The 14656-nt window shown below is 63.6% G+C and carries 27 protein-coding genes and 1 tRNA gene; 6 read left to right on the forward strand and 22 right to left on the reverse strand.

Annotated features, from left to right (window positions below; translation table 11 throughout):
* Positions 1–5: 5 nt before the first annotated feature.
* From K323_RS0116635 to K323_RS26805, 17 genes are all read right to left on the reverse strand, one after another.
* Entirely contained in the window at positions 6–464 is a 459-nt protein-coding gene (locus tag K323_RS0116635; RefSeq protein ID WP_022886395.1) for a hypothetical protein, read from the reverse strand.
* Positions 464–1075: a hypothetical protein gene (locus K323_RS0116640; RefSeq protein WP_022886396.1), complete on the reverse strand. Its 612-nt coding sequence runs from the start codon at positions 1073–1075 to the stop codon at positions 464–466. Before K323_RS0116640 ends, K323_RS0116635 begins: the two co-directional genes overlap by 1 nt.
* Positions 1075–1560, reverse strand: coding sequence for a hypothetical protein (locus tag K323_RS0116645; protein WP_022886397.1), 486 nt, complete (start codon positions 1558–1560; stop codon positions 1075–1077). Before K323_RS0116645 ends, K323_RS0116640 begins: the two co-directional genes overlap by 1 nt.
* Positions 1557–1862: a hypothetical protein gene (locus K323_RS0116650; protein ID WP_022886398.1), complete on the reverse strand. Its 306-nt coding sequence runs from the start codon at positions 1860–1862 to the stop codon at positions 1557–1559. Before K323_RS0116650 ends, K323_RS0116645 begins: the two co-directional genes overlap by 4 nt.
* Positions 1859–2887, reverse strand: a complete 1029-nt coding sequence (bet, locus tag K323_RS29040; protein ID WP_022886399.1) for a phage recombination protein Bet — start codon at positions 2885–2887, stop codon at positions 1859–1861. The genes K323_RS0116650 and bet overlap by 4 nt, the downstream gene beginning before the upstream one ends.
* Positions 2884–3243: a hypothetical protein gene (locus tag K323_RS0116660; protein WP_022886400.1), complete on the reverse strand. Its 360-nt coding sequence runs from the start codon at positions 3241–3243 to the stop codon at positions 2884–2886. Before K323_RS0116660 ends, bet begins: the two co-directional genes overlap by 4 nt.
* On the reverse strand, positions 3243–4373 hold the full coding sequence (locus K323_RS29045) for a YqaJ viral recombinase family protein (protein WP_022886401.1): 1131 nt from the start codon (positions 4371–4373) through the stop codon (positions 3243–3245). The genes K323_RS0116660 and K323_RS29045 overlap by 1 nt, the downstream gene beginning before the upstream one ends.
* Entirely contained in the window at positions 4370–4594 is a 225-nt protein-coding gene (locus K323_RS0116670) for a hypothetical protein (protein WP_022886402.1), read from the reverse strand. Before K323_RS0116670 ends, K323_RS29045 begins: the two co-directional genes overlap by 4 nt.
* Positions 4594–4953, reverse strand: coding sequence for a hypothetical protein (locus tag K323_RS0116675; RefSeq protein WP_022886403.1), 360 nt, complete (start codon positions 4951–4953; stop codon positions 4594–4596). Before K323_RS0116675 ends, K323_RS0116670 begins: the two co-directional genes overlap by 1 nt.
* A complete protein-coding gene (locus K323_RS29050; RefSeq protein ID WP_022886404.1) occupies positions 4953–5483 on the reverse strand; it encodes a RuvC family protein in 531 nt (176 codons plus the stop codon). Before K323_RS29050 ends, K323_RS0116675 begins: the two co-directional genes overlap by 1 nt.
* Positions 5480–5782, reverse strand: coding sequence for a hypothetical protein (locus tag K323_RS0116685; protein ID WP_022886405.1), 303 nt, complete (start codon positions 5780–5782; stop codon positions 5480–5482). The genes K323_RS29050 and K323_RS0116685 overlap by 4 nt, the downstream gene beginning before the upstream one ends.
* Positions 5779–6090 carry a hypothetical protein gene (locus tag K323_RS0116690; RefSeq protein WP_157509478.1) on the reverse strand — a complete coding sequence of 104 codons (312 nt, stop codon included), beginning with the start codon at positions 6088–6090 and terminating at the stop codon, positions 5779–5781. Before K323_RS0116690 ends, K323_RS0116685 begins: the two co-directional genes overlap by 4 nt.
* A 2-nt stretch (positions 6091–6092) precedes the next feature.
* Positions 6093–6251, reverse strand: coding sequence for a hypothetical protein (locus K323_RS29875; RefSeq protein WP_157509479.1), 159 nt, complete (start codon positions 6249–6251; stop codon positions 6093–6095).
* Positions 6248–6451 carry a hypothetical protein gene (locus tag K323_RS0116700; protein WP_022886408.1) on the reverse strand — a complete coding sequence of 68 codons (204 nt, stop codon included), beginning with the start codon at positions 6449–6451 and terminating at the stop codon, positions 6248–6250. Before K323_RS0116700 ends, K323_RS29875 begins: the two co-directional genes overlap by 4 nt.
* Positions 6448–6588 (reverse strand): hypothetical protein, encoded by a 141-nt coding sequence (locus K323_RS30275; RefSeq protein ID WP_157509480.1) that lies wholly within the window; start codon positions 6586–6588, stop codon positions 6448–6450. The genes K323_RS0116700 and K323_RS30275 overlap by 4 nt, the downstream gene beginning before the upstream one ends.
* The gene (locus K323_RS0116710; protein WP_022886410.1) at positions 6579–6845 is read right to left on the reverse strand and encodes a hypothetical protein; all 267 of its coding nucleotides are present in this window, start codon (positions 6843–6845) and stop codon (positions 6579–6581) included. Before K323_RS0116710 ends, K323_RS30275 begins: the two co-directional genes overlap by 10 nt.
* Positions 6846–6920: 75 nt before the next feature.
* Positions 6921–7148 (reverse strand): XRE family transcriptional regulator, encoded by a 228-nt coding sequence (locus K323_RS26805; RefSeq protein ID WP_022886411.1) that lies wholly within the window; start codon positions 7146–7148, stop codon positions 6921–6923.
* A gap of 132 nt (positions 7149–7280) precedes the next feature.
* Here K323_RS26805 and K323_RS29885 point away from each other — a divergent pair, with 132 nt between their 5' ends.
* Positions 7281–7595, forward strand: coding sequence for a helix-turn-helix domain-containing protein (locus K323_RS29885; protein WP_157509481.1), 315 nt, complete (start codon positions 7281–7283; stop codon positions 7593–7595).
* A gap of 148 nt (positions 7596–7743) precedes the next feature.
* Here the strand turns inward: K323_RS29885 and K323_RS0116725 are convergent, their stop codons facing one another.
* Positions 7744–8004, reverse strand: coding sequence for a thioredoxin family protein (locus tag K323_RS0116725; RefSeq protein ID WP_022886412.1), 261 nt, complete (start codon positions 8002–8004; stop codon positions 7744–7746).
* Between the two features lie 160 nt (positions 8005–8164).
* Between K323_RS0116725 and K323_RS0116730 the strand changes: the two genes are divergently transcribed.
* From K323_RS0116730 to K323_RS0116750, 5 genes are all read left to right on the forward strand, one after another.
* Positions 8165–8983, forward strand: coding sequence for an SGNH/GDSL hydrolase family protein (locus K323_RS0116730; RefSeq protein WP_022886413.1), 819 nt, complete (start codon positions 8165–8167; stop codon positions 8981–8983).
* Between the two features lie 9 nt (positions 8984–8992).
* The gene (gene orn / locus K323_RS0116735) at positions 8993–9613 is read left to right on the forward strand and encodes an oligoribonuclease (protein WP_022886414.1); all 621 of its coding nucleotides are present in this window, start codon (positions 8993–8995) and stop codon (positions 9611–9613) included.
* A 48-nt stretch (positions 9614–9661) separates the two neighbouring features.
* Positions 9662–9737: transfer RNA gene (locus tag K323_RS0116740), tRNA-His, on the forward strand.
* 50 nt (positions 9738–9787) lie between these two features.
* Positions 9788–10138 carry a metallopeptidase family protein gene (locus K323_RS0116745; RefSeq protein WP_022886415.1) on the forward strand — a complete coding sequence of 117 codons (351 nt, stop codon included), beginning with the start codon at positions 9788–9790 and terminating at the stop codon, positions 10136–10138.
* A gap of 24 nt (positions 10139–10162) precedes the next feature.
* Entirely contained in the window at positions 10163–11428 is a 1266-nt protein-coding gene (locus K323_RS0116750) for a D-alanyl-D-alanine carboxypeptidase family protein (RefSeq protein ID WP_022886416.1), read from the forward strand.
* A gap of 21 nt (positions 11429–11449) precedes the next feature.
* On the opposite strand, the gene K323_RS0116755 is transcribed toward K323_RS0116750, so the two are convergent.
* Genes K323_RS0116755 through K323_RS0116770 form a run of 4 tightly spaced genes read right to left on the reverse strand, consistent with a single transcriptional unit; the run spans position 11450 to position 14656 of the window.
* Positions 11450–11725 carry a hypothetical protein gene (locus K323_RS0116755; protein ID WP_022886417.1) on the reverse strand — a complete coding sequence of 92 codons (276 nt, stop codon included), beginning with the start codon at positions 11723–11725 and terminating at the stop codon, positions 11450–11452.
* A gap of 9 nt (positions 11726–11734) precedes the next feature.
* Positions 11735–12292, reverse strand: a complete 558-nt coding sequence (locus K323_RS26810; RefSeq protein ID WP_022886418.1) for a nucleoside/nucleotide kinase family protein — start codon at positions 12290–12292, stop codon at positions 11735–11737.
* A 52-nt stretch (positions 12293–12344) separates the two neighbouring features.
* Positions 12345–13139, reverse strand: coding sequence for an energy-coupling factor transporter transmembrane component T family protein (locus K323_RS0116765; RefSeq protein WP_022886419.1), 795 nt, complete (start codon positions 13137–13139; stop codon positions 12345–12347).
* Positions 13136–14656: an ABC transporter ATP-binding protein gene (locus K323_RS0116770; protein WP_022886420.1), complete on the reverse strand. Its 1521-nt coding sequence runs from the start codon at positions 14654–14656 to the stop codon at positions 13136–13138. Before K323_RS0116770 ends, K323_RS0116765 begins: the two co-directional genes overlap by 4 nt.

Here is a 14656-nt window from a genome sequence, read left to right on the forward strand (position 1 = left end):
GGCGCTCACGAGCCCAGCTCCATCAGCGGCCGCATATGACCCTCGACATAAGCGCGCTCAATAGCCGGCGCCGTCTCCTCGAACACCGTCCGCCCGTTCGGCAACACAGTGTGAGCGAGAAACTCCTGCTCAAACGTGACAATCCCCGAATCGACAGCTTCGAGCTTCGCCTTCACCATCAACGCCAACGCACGCCACTTCTGACGCACCGCCTGCTCATACGCCTCAACGGCCGCACTCGCCGTCCTGGCACCCCGCGAGTGATGCGTGAACTGCTTACTGTTCCTGTCCGGCAGCGGCAGCATGAACTTCACCTGCCGGCCGTTCGCGACGAACCCGATCATTGCCCGGTCCTTCGATGTCGCGTAGGCGAAGTCCTCCGCACCGTAACGGTGCAAGGTCGCCTCGATCTCATTGCGTGAGCGGCCCGAATCCACGGACGTGCTCGCTGCATACTGAGCCATCACGCACCTGCCTTCACCGCGGCAAGCGAAGCCCGCAACGCCCGCACCCACGCCGTACGCGACGCCGCCCGCTCCTGCTCCTTCGCCCACCCCTCAGCGTGGTAGTCGACGCTCCACTGAGCAGCCGCCAACTCCTGCGCACGGAACTCGTCGACACTCTGAACCTCAGGCTCGGTCAGGTACCTCGTCGAGCAGTCGAACTTGATCGACTCACGCAACTGCTGCAGCATGAAATCGCGCAGCCCCTGGTGCTCCTGGGTCGGCGGCTCCCAAGCCTCAACCTGCACCAGCATCGCCTCGTACCGAGCACGCATAGCAGCAGCACGCTCGACCGCGGCCGCATACTCTGCTGTCCGATTCTGGCGTGACGCAACTTCGCAGAGCGCCCAATCGTCATCGCGCAGCGCCGACAGGTCGGCCAGTTTGGCCTTCGCCTCGTCGAGCCCTCTCCGGTGATGGTCGCTCGGAGCGAACTCATCCGGAATCGACGCACCTGGTGCCTCATCCCTCATCTCGATCAGCGCACCGAACGCTCGCGCGCATTGCAACGCGAATTCCTCGAAGCTCTGCTCTTTGCCCTCATACAAATCGGACGTGTATCCCGTTGGCATCACTGCCTACCTCTCCCGGCGAGCTGATAGGTCAGCTCCACCTGCTTGCTCTGCGTCTGCACAGCAGAAGTCCTGCTCCGCACCAATTCCGCCACCGACTTCGCATACTCATAAGCGATCTCGGCATTGTCGGCGGACTCCCACTGCTCCTCAGTCGCCACTTCGGCCTCCAACTTCCGCGTGTCAGCGTCCTTCCCCACCGCGTCCTTCAACGCCCCCAGGCGAGCCCGCGCATGCGCCCTCCGTGCGACCCGCCTGGTCTTGTCCGCCTCCCGGAGTATCCGCACGTTCTGCGCAGCGAGGTGCCCCATCAGGTCCAGGTCGGCGATGATCGAATCGGGTGTTTTGATCTGCCCGGGCTCAGGCGGTTTCCGACCAGCACGCTGTGCGACCCAGTCGGACCACGCCTCGATCTGTTTCGGTTCCTCGACGGGTGTCTGTGTGTCCTCGTCGACGACTTGTTCGCCTGAACCCGGTCCGGTCATGCGAGCCCCAACCCTCGGCGCACAGCGTTGTTCAGGTCGAGGAAGTGCATAAGCTTCTCGTGCTTGGCGTCACTACCAACGCCGTCACGGATGCCCGCCTTTAGTTCTTCGCTGGCATGGTCCCGTTCGCGTTGAAGGTTGCCAATCCGCTGCTGCTCCACCAGGGCGAGCGTCGCGTGCGCCTGAGCGATACCCGCATAGACTCCAGCAACCACGTCGTCCTTATGCGTGGTCTGCGCCGAAACAGCGTTGTCTATCCAGAGCTGCGCGGTCGCCTCGCGGTCGACCTTCGCCGCGCTCACGCTCCACCACCCTGAGCAGCCCAGTCCGCCAGCTCGTCCGCAGTCGGCTGAGACGGATCATCCTCGAACGGGACGGCCGCCAGCGGAGTGGGGACAGGTGCAGGCTCCACGTCCAGAGTCACCGGCTTGCTCTCCGGCTCTGGCGCATCCACCATCGGAGTGAACACAGCACGCCGATCCCACAACACACCGCCGACCTTGCGACCATCAGCCACCACCAGGCCCAACTCGCCAGCCTGCTGAGCCTCACCATGCAGCACCCGCAAAGACTCCAGGTCCGTGCACTCCTCGGCCAGCGTCACCCAGTCACGGGACAGCTCACCCTTGACGACGATCGGTTCCGGCTTCGCCTCCACCAGCTCACGTGCGGGTGACTCCTGCACGACCTGCACCGGACCCGCCTGCGCCATCTCCTCCGACGAATACAGCCCCGACAGATCCTGAGGGAACGCCTTCCGCAAAGCCAACATCTCAGCGACCTTCGCCAACATCAGATCCGGCATCTTCGCCCACATCGACGAAACCTTCTTCTCGCCGGTCTTCGAACCGTTCGACCACACGTCATCCATGACCGCGTACGAATCCCAGCGAGCGACAACCTTCAACGCCTCACGGAACCCCGCCCGATACACGCCAACCCGGGCGAACTTCGGGAACGACTCTGAATCCTTCTGGACCCACGCGTCGAACCAGGTGCGCCCATCATCAGACCACTCGGCCGCAGTCTGCCCCTCATACTGACGAGACCGCTCAGCGACCAGACGAGCACCATCGATGCTGATCTGTGTCTGCCACTTCCCAGCCCTCCGGATGCAGTAAATCTGCCGGGCAATCGGGTCCAAGCCAGTCCGCCGGCAGTGGGCCAGGAACGCTTCCACCACAGGCCGTTCGGCGAGCTGCTTCGGAGCGCCCTTCCGCTCGGAGTAGACCAGCCCTGCAGCTTCCACGAGGGCCTTCTCCTGGTCCGTCCACTTCGAGTAGTCACCCGTCGACGGCAGCGACGCAATCTCAGTCGTATCGCTCATTTCACTTCCTCCATCTCTTCGACGCGCTTCATGAGCCACGTCAACGTCGTACCGAACCGCCCAGGCAGGTGGATCGAGTGCTGCATTCCGTCGATCACCGCGACGAGCGTGTAGGGAGCGCGTGAGTATCGGCCGCTCACCTTGTGGGTGTCCCAGTCGAAGTGCCCGAGGCGAGTGATCAACGCCTGCGCCTCGGCATCCGTCGTCGGGTGGTGCTGAGAACCCGTGCGAGTCGACCGCTTGCTTGTTTGGGGCTTGTCCGACTTGTGGCCCCAGCGCTCGTGGCCGTCGTCATCCGTGAACCACTCCGAACCGTCTTCGAGAATGTCGGCCAGAGCTTCTGCTTCCTCGGCCATCACTTTCTCGCCTTCGGCGCCTTGACCTCAGTCACCGTGAGGCTCTCCCGAACCGTCTTCGACGTCGTCAGCTTCGAAGGCACCTGCGACGTGTGCTCCTCCAACACCGCAGCCCACTCCGCGCGACGCTTCTCCAACGACCTCGCCGCGGACTCCGCCCGCTTCTCCGCCGCATGCAATGCCGCCCACACGTCCGCCCGAGACGCCTTCGCGGCCTCCTCGTCGACGAACGTGATCGAACCCTCACGCGTCTCCTCGACGAAACCGCCACGAGTCCACGTGATCCGCGCCAGCGGCGACTCCTGCGAGAACGACGCACGATCCGACAGCTTCACCTTCAACTCAGCCCAGGCCGTTTCCTTCGCCCTCGTGGCCTCGCCCTCGGCGCTGCGGAACTTGATCACGTTGAACGCGAGTGTGTCGAGCTCGTCGTCATACGACGGACCGTCCCCGGCCTCCAGTGCCGCGCGTGCCGCGTCCAACTCAGCGAGGAACTCCAGCGCCACCTTCTCTGCCCGGGCCGCGAGCAGCTCGTTGTAGTCGATCCACGCGTACAACGGCTCAGCGCGCAGCGGCGCCGGTTCGAAGTGCTCGGCACCGCGGTCCTGCCAGTCCTTGTCGTGCTGCTCCCACACGTACAAGCACCGGCGAGCACCCGTCACCCGCATGCCCCAGATCATCTGGATCAGATAGCCGACCTCGTCGAACTTCTGAGTACCAGGTGCGATGTCGTAACCAGACGTCTTGTCCTCAGCCAGCAGCAACAGGCCACTGAACGGATCGAACGTCACACCATCAGGCGAAGCCAGGAACCGCGCGTTGTCGGCAGCACGGAACACACGAGACTCCGGCTGGATCCCGAACCGGGTCTCCACCCAAGCTGCAATAACAGGCTCACGCTTGTTGCCCCAGGCCGTGTATTGGTTGCCCGTGAACGTGTCCTTGCGCAGACCCAGCTTCAGAGCGATCAGCTCACGCCGGAACGTTGGCCCCTTCACCATCAGGTCACGAATTTCAGTCGCAGTGACACCGCCCAGGCGCTCGGCGAGCCAAGCCGGGCGGTCAGTGTCAGACGCACCAGCGCGAGACAGCAGCTCGGCGAACACTCGGTGCACAGTCACGGCGCTCATACGTGCTCACCGTTTTCGATGACGTTGCGGAACGTCGGCGCACCATACTTCGCAGGCGCAACCTGAACGTTGTACCCCAGACGCGGATGCACTACACCGCGCTGTGGCCGGTGCGTGACCTTCTTCGCCGGTTCGAGCAGCGGCCGGCTCGCCAGCAACCGGGCACGGAGCATCGGGAACAACTCCCGAGCGGACGGCAACAGACGCCTCCTGGCGGCCATCAGGCGGCATCCTCAGGCGTGTCATCCCACGGACCCTCAGTGACGTTGTCCTCGTCCTCGAGAGGCTCGTCAAGATCAAGCTCCAACGGCAACGTCGCCTCACCCGTACGAGCCGCATACGCCGCCTCCAGCAGCAACCGTGCGCTCTCGGCCCGCTCCCCCTCCAACGGCTCAATGTGCTTGAACCGCACCACAGCAGAAGTGATCTGCTTCACGTCGTCGTACTTCCGCGACGCCCGCTCCACAACCACCACCGCCAGGAACTGATCCGGAGTGCGCTCGTGCAGCAGCTCCTCCTCCATATCGGCCAGCCCGTTTAACTGCTCGCCGGGTACCTGGCCACTCAGATTGATTCCCATCACATGCCCTTCATGTCAGGCCAGGACACAGCGCCCATGGCCTCTAACTGCTTCGGCGTCACCACGTCGAGCGGTGCACCGAGATGCCGGATCCCCATCAGCGCAAGCGCCATGGAATCCGCCACGTTGTCATCCGGGATCTGCACCCCGGGGAAACCTGCACGCATTGCCGCTTTCACAGCGGTCTTGTCCGAGTTACCGTTACCGGTCGCGTACTTCGCCCGACCCTTCGGCGTCACCACCACGACCTCGCCGCGTGCGAGCAGCTGGTCGACGAGGAACCAGAACAGGCCAGCCCTCTCATGCGGCTGCCCGAACTTCGACCGCATCGACGGCCCCTCGATCACGAACAGACCGGATGCCGGCGCCTGGTCGAGAGTGCGCCGCAACGACGTCCGGATCCGCCGGCGAACCTCACGCGGGGAACTGGGGCATGCCGCGGTTCTGCTGCGCCCAGTGCGAACAACGCCGTCTTCGATGACGGTGATCCCCGTGCACGTCAGGGACGGGTCTATGCCGGTGACGTTCACGACGCACCACCAGGAAGCGGAACGAACTGAAGCAGCTCAGCACCAGGAGCAACCGCCTTGCACACGCAGAGCACCGACCGGCACGCCAGCAACACACGACGGTGATCCTCACACGACGGCACGCCAATCCCACAGACACGGCACCGCGCGATGAACGTCGCCGGATGCGGGCACGCTTCGGGCATCGGGTCGTATTCGGTGCGGGCACGGATCTTGCACGCGACCTCGTACTCCCAGTCCAAGTGCTGGATCAGCGCAAGATCCACTGCGGCGTCGAACACCGGTGTCTCGGCGTTCACGAGTCACTCCCGACAATTGACCGGGCGAGCAACATGACCGGCTCTTCGAACACCGCGGGCATGCCCTGGTCGAGGAACCGCTGCAACACTGCGAGCTGCGCGTCGATGGTCCGGTGCAGGGTGACGATCAACTCGGCATTGCCCGAGCGGTGAGCTTGCGCCACCTGATCGTGGTCGTCGTCCTCGTCTGCAGTGCCCCACACGCGCGGATGAGTCGCCCGCTCATAGGTCAAGAACCACGGCCCCGGCGTGCCCTCAATCCGCAACTCGATCAGCTTGTCGATGGCCTCCAACACCACCAGCCCCACGCTCACGGCCGACGCTCCAACCGCAAACCCAGAACCACCGCGGCCACAGTGAACATCAACGTCAACAGCGACAGCCCGTCGTAGGCGATAGCTTCACGGACCAGAATCACCGTCGCACCACCCAGTGCGAGGGCTCCGAAGAGGACCACCCACCACTTCACGACGCACCGCCCGACGTCGACGAGAAGAACATCGCCCACACCAGCAGCCCCGCCGTGGCCACGAACAGCACCCCGGTCACCCACGCCGACACAGACCGCGACTTCCGCACCTGATACATCTCCACAGGCCGCGCCACCGACGCAGCACGCACCGGCTCAGGCAGATCCTCCGGCACCTCGTGCGACACCAGCCGAGTCACGACGCCACCTCAACAACGTCGTCGACCTCAGCGGCGATGGCATCCAAAGCACGCATCGTGCCCGTCATGCACAACCCCAACTCCGCAACCGGAATCACCACACCACGGCGACCCACCAGCACCCCGCTCACAGCCACGCCTTCTTCACAATCGACCGCAACCAGTCCATGCCCCAGGACTCCTGCTGCACCGCAGTGAACGCCTCAACGAGCTCAGGGAACCCCTGACGCAGCCGAGCCTTGTTGCCCTGGTCAGCGGCCGCGATAGCCCGCAGGAGACGGATGGTGAAGCTTCCCGGTTCCTGGCCCAGCTGGCGGTCACCGAAGTGCCACAGCACGTGCTGAGCAACCTCGACAGACACCGTCGAGGTCTTCTCGGCATCGATTTTTTCCATGATGATCGCCCTTCGATCAGTTGATGAGAATCGGCGTTGCGGGTTCGGGTCCCGCAACGACGTGTGTGGGGCGGACTAAGCCGCGTTTGCCAGACGGTCGGGAAAGAACTTGCGGATGTCTTCGTCGAGGGACACTGAGAGTGTCCAGACCTCCGACGCAGAGAACGGAATCTGCCCGCTGAAGCGGGCGCTTACGGACTTGCGGTCCTTGCCGATGATCTTCGCGATCTGGGCCTGGGTGAGTCGCTTTTCCGCAGCGACGCCCCGGACTTTGTCCGCGATCTGTAGCATTTCTTCCGTCATGCTGGACAGTATGGGCGGGATTCCGGACAGTTGCAAGTCATGAAATCGGCGTGTCGGGACGATCTGGGAAGCTGTTAGGACAGAGCGGGGCACATGTTGCGCGAAATGTCCTGAAACTGGTACAGTCCCGATATGGCAATTACACGCAGCAGTCAGGAAAGCGCTGAGAACACTCAGTCAGTACGAGCGAAATACCTCGACGACTGCCTCAAAGCTGAGCGCTGGTCCTACCGCCTACTTGAGACACGCACCGGCATCGCGAAGAGCACAGTAGCTAGTCGCCTCAAAGGCGAAACGGCACTCACCTTCGGCGACATCGAGGTTTTCGCGCAGGTACTCAACCGCGATCCCGTCGAGCTTTTCGGGACGATGCTCCGACTGACGGACACAAAAAAAGGCCCAGCCTCCGAAGAGACTGGGCGGCCGAACATCCGGCCAATAGATTAGAAGGCTGTTGCTCTATCCACTGAGCTACGGAGGCGGGATTATGCGGTTCAACGATACCGCAGCATATTGTCCAGGCGTGCGATCATGCGCCGTCGGATTCCCAGTGCCGTCGAACGCCCAGCGCCGTCGAAACTACAGCGCCGCGAAACTACAGCGCCTTCGATGCGGCCACCAGTACCTGGTCGAGCGTGGGCACCCCTACCGCACGGAACACTTCGGCGCCGTCGGCATTGGCGATGATCACGGTCGGGGTCGAACGGATGCCGGCCGCGGCGGCCTCGTCATTGAACCGGGCGACGTCCAGTTCCCTGACCTCCGCTTGCGGAACGAGTCGAGCGACTTCTGAGAGCACGACCCTGGTCTGGGCGCACGGGTCGCAAAACGACGAGGAGAAGAACGTGAGTTCCATGGTGTACTTCCTGAACGGGGTGAAAATGAGCCCTGACGAATGATGTGCCAGCGCCTCGTCCTATCCAACTCAGTGTACGGAGCACGAATTCCCGGCAACCGGTCGATGACTACTGGGCGATTCGTGTTCTGCCGGAGCATCTCGGTTCGAGAATGGTGCCGTGAAGCCTCACCTGTGGACACGCTATGTTGCTGTCGGGGACTCGATTACCGAGGGCCTCGGCGATCCGGCGCCCACTGACCGTTTCGGGCAGCCTTCGCCCGACTGGCTCGGCTGGGCCGATCGCCTGGCCGTGATACTTGACGGGGCTGCGCACCTCGAAGACCGTCAGGTCGAATTCGCCAACCTCGCCGTGCGGGGCAGACGGATTGAGCATGTGGTCAGCGAACAAATCCCCGCAGCGATCGCCCTTCGAGCCGACCTGGTCACCGTGATGGTCGGAGGCAACGACCTGATGAGCGCCAAGGCGGATCCCGATACGCTCGCCGCGCGGCTGGAGACAGGAATCTCCGAGCTTCGAAACAACGGCTCGACCGTCTTGATCGCCAACTGCTTCGACCCACAGTTCGCATTCTTCCTCAAACCCTTCCGCGGGCGCGCCGCCGTGTTCAATGCGAACATCTGGACGATCGCACGCACGCACGGCGCATCCGTTCTCGACGTCTGGGGGATTCGCGAGTTGCAGCAGGGCATGATGTGGGCCGAAGACCGAGTGCATCTCAGTCCCGCCGGTCACCGGCTTCTCGCCGCCCGCGCGGCGCACGCTCTCGGCGTTCCATACGCGGAGGTCGTCGCCCGCAGCCTGCCCCCTCTCACCGTTCCAGACGATCGCCTTGTGCCGCCGCAGAACCTCGCGCTGCGCACCTGGCTGCGCGTGCATGCCGCACCGTGGCTCGCCAGGCGCATGCGCGGCGTATCGGCCGGTGACGGCATCTCCGCCAAGCTGCCGTTCCCACGACCTGTCGGTCCTCGCCGATAGACTCGGCGCATGACAAACAGCAGTGACCGGTTGGTATGGATTGATTGTGAAATGACCGGACTCGACCTGGAAGCTGACGAACTCGTCGAGATCGCCGTTGTGATCACCGATTACGATCTCAACCTCGTCGACCCCGGCATCGACATCGTGATCAAGCCAGACGCATCCGCCCTGGAGAACATGGGAGACTTCGTGCGCGAGATGCACACCACGTCTGGCCTGATCGAGGAGATTCCGGGCGGAATCAGCGTTGCCGAAGCGGAATACCAGGTTCTCGAATACGTGTTGAAGTTCATTCCAGCGGGCCAGAAGGCGCCCCTCGCCGGCAATTCAATCGGAACCGATCGTGCTTTCCTGACCAAGTTCATGCCGCGCCTCGACGCGCAGCTGCACTATCGCAACGTCGACGTCTCCTCGATCAAGGAACTCGCGCGCCGCTGGTACCCCCGCGTGTACTTCAACGCTCCCGCGAAAGACGGCGGTCACCGTGCACTCGCCGACATTCTGGAGTCGATCCGCGAGCTCGCGTATTACCGCCAGGCAGTCTTCGTCGCCGCACCCGGGCCATCCAGTGACGAGGCCAAAGCCCATTCTGCAGACGTCATGCACAACTTCACCCCTCAGGTGTAATAGAATTCTTGAGTTGCCTTCATTCGAACGGGTGAAGAGCTTCGCATGGTGGGTATAGCTCAGTTGGTAGAGCGCCTGGTTGTGGTCCAGGAGGCCGCGGGTTCAAGCCCCGTTACTCACCCCAATGAAAACCGCGCCCGTCGCTGGGCCGGAGTTCTGTGAGATGGTCGACGGATGCTGGAACTGAATCACGACGACTTCGAGCGTCTCGTCATCGATGAGCTTGATCTTCTCCCTGACGACATGGTTGATGGCCTCGAGAACGTCGTTTTTGTGGTCGAAGACCGACCTGAAGACGGAACCCTGGGCACCCTGGGGCTCTATGACGGCGTCGCCCTGACCGAACGCGGCCAGTACGGTTTCGGTGAGATGCCCGACCGCATCATCGTCTATCGCGAGCCGCTGCTGGCGATCTGCGAAGATCTCGATGAACTGCGCGATCAGGTACACGTGACCCTTGTGCACGAGATCGCACATTTCTACGGAATCGACGACGACAGGCTGCACGCCCTCGGCTGGGCGTGAACCCTGCCGGGTTAGCCTGAGGGCATGAGCTCCTTCCGGCCCGGCCGATTCATCGGCATCACGGCCGGTGCCCTTGTTATCCTCGGTCTCGGCGTCTACGGGCCGGCCACCCTTCTTGGCCCATTGCCCGACGTGCAGATGACAACCGCAAAACCGACCGCGTCGGCAGTACCGGTGTCCCCGCCGGTCCTCCCCGCTGAAGGGGCGAGCGCCGTGGTGACCAGCACAGGTGGCAGCACAGATGGCACCGGAGCAGAGGCTGAGCCGCTGGCCGTCTCTGGTGTCCTCGAAGCTGTACCCATGGCATCCGTTGCCAAGATCATCGCCGCACTCGTTGTGCTGCACGCCAAGCCCCTCGAGGTCGGCAGGACCGGCCCGGCTGTTGTGATGACCGCAGAAGACTTCCAGGGCTACCTCGACTATGCCGCTGGAGACGCCCGCACGGTCACGGTGTTCGCCGGGGAGACCTGGACCGAGCGCGAGCTTCTCCAGGCCATCATCCTCGGATCAAGCAATAATCACGCCGACACCCTGGCCCGGTGGGCGTTTGGGACTGTTGATGCCTATGTCGAGGCTGCAAACGCCTGGCTCGGCGAGCACGGTCTCTCCAAAACCCTCGTTGCGGATGCCACCGGACTCAGCGATACCAGTGCAGGCACGGCAACGGATCTCGCCCGACTGGCCGGTATCGCCGCTCACGACCCCGTGATCACCGAAATACTGGCGAATCCGCCAACGGCGCTGGCCGGCCGAAGCGGAGTCGACAACACGACCGAGTATCTGCCAGAAGAAGGCGTGCGGGGTATTTCCCGCAGTTTCACAGATGCCGCCGGTCTCTGTTTTTTGTTCGCCGCGACGGTCGGTGAAGGAGAATCAGCCTTCACCTTCGCCGGAGCCCTGCTTCGCGAACCGGACTACGAGACCCTCGAGACCGATGTCGTCGCCCTCATGGCCAGCGCGAGGGCGGGCGTCGGCGAGGTGGCATTGCTAGCGGAAGGCGACACGTACGCGACGTTCGAGTCTGCCTGGGGCGACACGGCTTCTGGCGTTGTGGGAGTGTCGAAGACACACGTCGCCTGGCGGGCAGCGGAAACCAGCGATCCCATTATCGAGATCGATCCGTTCACGACCGGTCGGAAAGGAACACGCGTCGGAACCGTGAGCGTGGAAGCCGGCGGTGAGCGAGTGTCGGCACCGTTGGAGCTGGACTCCGCCATCTCGGATCCTGGACCGCTGTGGCGCCTGCTGAATCCTGTTCCGGTGATCGGGGCGCTGATCGAGTCGGGCTGATCGAGTCGCGCTGACTGAAAATCAGTACGGTGCGATGGACTCGGTGTCGTCGCCTGACTGGGCCGAGTCGCTGTCCCCCGCGTCGAAGGTATATCGAACGTGCAGGGTGCCCTGCACATCGCGCTGGTCGACCTCGTCGTACCAGAACACCGATTCCATGCCCTCGATCGCGGCCACCATACTGATGCGCGGAGAGTGCTTCCCGCCGATGAGAACCCTTTTGTCGATCTCCCCTTCCAGGGGCCCATCGATGAATTCGGCGACATAGGCGACATTGGCCGCTTCAGGACTAGTCATGGCACCAACTTAGTACTCCCCAGGCCAGACCGGAGCAGGACGATCCGGCGGCGTCGAAGTGAGACGGATGCTCGCCCACTGCTCTGGCGTCTCCCTGGCGCAGTACGTTTCCCATTCGTGCTGCCACTGGTCCCAGTGATCGGCGAAGGCGACTCCGTCGCGGTCGATCGCGCGACGCTTCCGCTCTCGGTCGTTTGCAGCCAGCCAGACCCTGATATCACTCAGCCCGGTGTTCGCCAGAGCGAGCGTTCCGCAGCCCTCAACGACGAGAGGGCACGCGGCATCCACCGAATGCCACTCGGCTGGTTGTCCCTTCACCCAGTCGTATCGCTGCCAGGCTGCCGGCTCGCCCGCGCGCCGAGGCCTCAGCACGTGTTCGGTCAGGTGCTTCGACGCCGCATCCAGACCGTCCCATCCCGGATAGATATCGTCCAGGCGAACGAGGGTCGGTCGATGACCTGTTGGCCAGGCGTGCACGAGCGCGTCAGCCAAAGTGCTCTTGCCCGCCCCGCTCGGCCCATCGATGAGCACGACCGGATTCGGTCCGACCTCGGCAACGGCCCGCACAACCGGGGCCTGAAGTACATCACGGACAGAGAATGACTCCTGTTTGACGCGATCAGGCGAGGACAAAATGCCACGTCCCCGCCCACATTGCAACGATGATCGCTGCTGCTGCGATGCCCACACCGATTCCCACGACCGCGAATTCGCGGGCACCGAATACGGATGGCCTTGCCCAGGTGCGAGGTTCATCAGAACCGAATCCCTTCGCCTCCATGGCCGTTGCGAGTTTGCTGCCGCGACGAACCGAGATCACCAGCAGGGCGAACGCCTGGCTCGCGATCCGCTTCAGGTTTCCGAACAGCCCGCCGCCGTCTCCGACGCCACGTGCACGACGCGCCAGGGCGAGCGACCGCCAGTCTTCAATGAGCAACCCAACCAGGCGAAGTCCAGCGAGCCCGCCGAGAACAAATCGAGCCGGGAGTCGAAGAACCTGGGCCAGTCCGTCGGCGAGGTCTGTCGGGTCTGTCGTGGCCAGCAGTACAACTCCCGGAAGACCGATCGCCAGAACACGAAGTCCGATCGCCAGCCCGAGTGAGGCGGAGCCCTCCGTAACAGAGACGAACCCGAAATGCCAGAGCAATGCCCCTGAGTCCTCGCCATACAAAACGGTGGTCAGGGCTGCGAGGGGTGCAGCGATCCACACGGGTGCGGTACGCAGCACAAACTGCCGAAGGCCCAGCCCGCTCCACGCCAGCAGGATGCCTTCGAGCAGGAGGGCGACGGCTGCCGACACCCAGTCGATCGACAGCAGAAGGGCGCAACTCACAGTGAGGGCGACCGCAAGCTTCGCCACCGGATTGATCCGGGCGATGGCACTGGGCCGGATTTCCGGCGCTATCAGACTCATCGAGGACTTACCGCCGGCACCGTTGATCGCGTTGCCGGCAGAACGCAGCGCGTGTCGGCCAGCGCATCGACGAAGAGCTCATCGTGAGTGGCCGACAGGAGCGCAATACCCTCAGCCAGGGATTCAGAAAGAAGCGCGACCAGCTCCCGCCAGGTGCGCGAGTCCTGTCCGAACGTCGGTTCGTCGAGAACCAGAAGCTGTGGTCGGGTTGCGAGTGCCGTTGCCACGGAGAGACGCCGCTTTTCCCCCCCGGAGAGGGTGAACGGATTCGCCCCAGCGAGCCTGTCGAGCCGAAGCCGCTGCAGCAACTCATCGACGATGCGCTCGGCATCCGTTGGATTCATGTGGAGCGCACGAGGGCCGACCATCAGTTCATCCCTCACCGTTGCCGCCAAAAACTGGTGCTCAGGATCCTGGAATACCATGCCCACCCTGCTCAGAAGCTGCTTCGATCGCCAACGGTGTGGCGCACCCCCTGCGCCGTTCGCGAGTCGCTCCTGGGCTACAAGGCTTCCGCCAGCCGGCGCAAGCAGCCCGGCCATGGTCAGCGCGAGAGTTGACTTGCCCGCTCCATTCGGGCCGGTGACAGCCGTGGCGGTTCCGGCACTGAGGGTGAGATCGATGGAGGTCGCGACGGCCACCGGTGTCTTTCGGCCGAACGGGATCCGTCCGACCGACAGGTCCGTCGCGACAAGGAGCGACCCCGGGCCTGCCGTCCCGGAGTTCCTGGCCGGATAGTGCGGTGGGATCCCCGGGACCCACACACCCGCCGACGCGAGCCGCTCCCCTTGCGAGGACAACACCTCGTCGACCGGGCCATCCGCCAGCACTCCACCTTCCGGACTCAGCACGATGACACGATCGACGACATCTCGCCAGACCGCGACCCGATGCTCCACCACCACAAGAGTCGCGCCAGAACCACCAATCGAACGAACCACAGCATCACGAACCTCATTCACACCATGTGGATCGAGATTGGCAGTCGGTTCGTCGAGGAGCACCAGGCCCGGTTGCATCGCGAGCACTCCCGCGAGAGCAAGTCGCTGTTTCTGTCCTCCGCTCAGCGTCGATGTCGGATGGCCCTGCGGCAGATCAAGTCCTACGGCCTCAAGCGCGTGTGCAACCCGACGCCAGATTTCTTCCCGCGGAACGGCCAGGTTTTCACAACCGAAAGCGACATCGTCGCCCACTCTGGCCAACACCACCTGTGAGTCCGGATCTTGGAGAACAAGACCGACACGCCCCCGAGAGTCGGCGGGGTGCCTGCTGTCTATGCGCAATTCGCCTGATTCTTCGCCTTCCTCATCATCGCCGAGAACGCCGGCGAGGGCATGCAAGAGTGTGCTCTTGCCTGCCCCGCTCGATCCGAGGAGTAAGACTCGCTCCCCCGGTGCGATTTCCAGATCGAGGTCGGAAACCGCGTCTGTAGTGCGTCCGGCGTGCCTCCAGCCCCACCCGCGGGCGCTGACGCGGGCGCCTTCCGCAGACGGTGACCCGGAGTCGCTGGATGACAT

Origin of the sequence: Glaciibacter superstes DSM 21135 (genome assembly GCF_000421145.1) — a bacterium.
GTDB lineage: Bacteria > Actinomycetota > Actinomycetes > Actinomycetales > Microbacteriaceae > Cryobacterium > Cryobacterium superstes.

Bases quoted from the DNA above. Each gene is read 5' to 3' on its own strand.
- K323_RS0116635 (WP_022886395.1), bottom strand. From the start codon at position 464: ATGGCTCAGTATGCAGCGAGCACGTCCGTGGATTCGGGCCGCTCACGC.
- K323_RS0116640 (WP_022886396.1), bottom strand. From the start codon at position 1,075: ATGCCAACGGGATACACGTCCGATTTGTATGAGGGCAAAGAGCAGAGC.
- K323_RS0116645 (WP_022886397.1), bottom strand. From the start codon at position 1,560: ATGACCGGACCGGGTTCAGGCGAACAAGTCGTCGACGAGGACACACAG.
- bet (WP_022886399.1), bottom strand. From the start codon at position 2,887: ATGAGCGATACGACTGAGATTGCGTCGCTGCCGTCGACGGGTGACTAC.
- K323_RS0116660 (WP_022886400.1), bottom strand. From the start codon at position 3,243: ATGGCCGAGGAAGCAGAAGCTCTGGCCGACATTCTCGAAGACGGTTCG.
- K323_RS29045 (WP_022886401.1), bottom strand. From the start codon at position 4,373: ATGAGCGCCGTGACTGTGCACCGAGTGTTCGCCGAGCTGCTGTCTCGC.
- K323_RS0116670 (WP_022886402.1), bottom strand. From the start codon at position 4,594: ATGGCCGCCAGGAGGCGTCTGTTGCCGTCCGCTCGGGAGTTGTTCCCG.
- K323_RS0116675 (WP_022886403.1), bottom strand. From the start codon at position 4,953: ATGGGAATCAATCTGAGTGGCCAGGTACCCGGCGAGCAGTTAAACGGG.
- K323_RS0116710 (WP_022886410.1), bottom strand. From the start codon at position 6,845: ATGGAAAAAATCGATGCCGAGAAGACCTCGACGGTGTCTGTCGAGGTT.
- K323_RS26805 (WP_022886411.1), bottom strand. From the start codon at position 7,148: ATGACGGAAGAAATGCTACAGATCGCGGACAAAGTCCGGGGCGTCGCT.
- K323_RS29885 (WP_157509481.1), top strand. From the start codon at position 7,281: ATGGCAATTACACGCAGCAGTCAGGAAAGCGCTGAGAACACTCAGTCA.
- K323_RS0116725 (WP_022886412.1), bottom strand. From the start codon at position 8,004: ATGGAACTCACGTTCTTCTCCTCGTCGTTTTGCGACCCGTGCGCCCAG.
- orn (WP_022886414.1), top strand. From the start codon at position 8,993: ATGACAAACAGCAGTGACCGGTTGGTATGGATTGATTGTGAAATGACC.
- K323_RS0116745 (WP_022886415.1), top strand. From the start codon at position 9,788: ATGCTGGAACTGAATCACGACGACTTCGAGCGTCTCGTCATCGATGAG.
- K323_RS0116750 (WP_022886416.1), top strand. From the start codon at position 10,163: ATGAGCTCCTTCCGGCCCGGCCGATTCATCGGCATCACGGCCGGTGCC.
- K323_RS0116755 (WP_022886417.1), bottom strand. From the start codon at position 11,725: ATGACTAGTCCTGAAGCGGCCAATGTCGCCTATGTCGCCGAATTCATC.
- K323_RS0116765 (WP_022886419.1), bottom strand. From the start codon at position 13,139: ATGAGTCTGATAGCGCCGGAAATCCGGCCCAGTGCCATCGCCCGGATC.
- K323_RS0116770 (WP_022886420.1), bottom strand. From the start codon at position 14,656: ATGTCATCCAGCGACTCCGGGTCACCGTCTGCGGAAGGCGCCCGCGTC.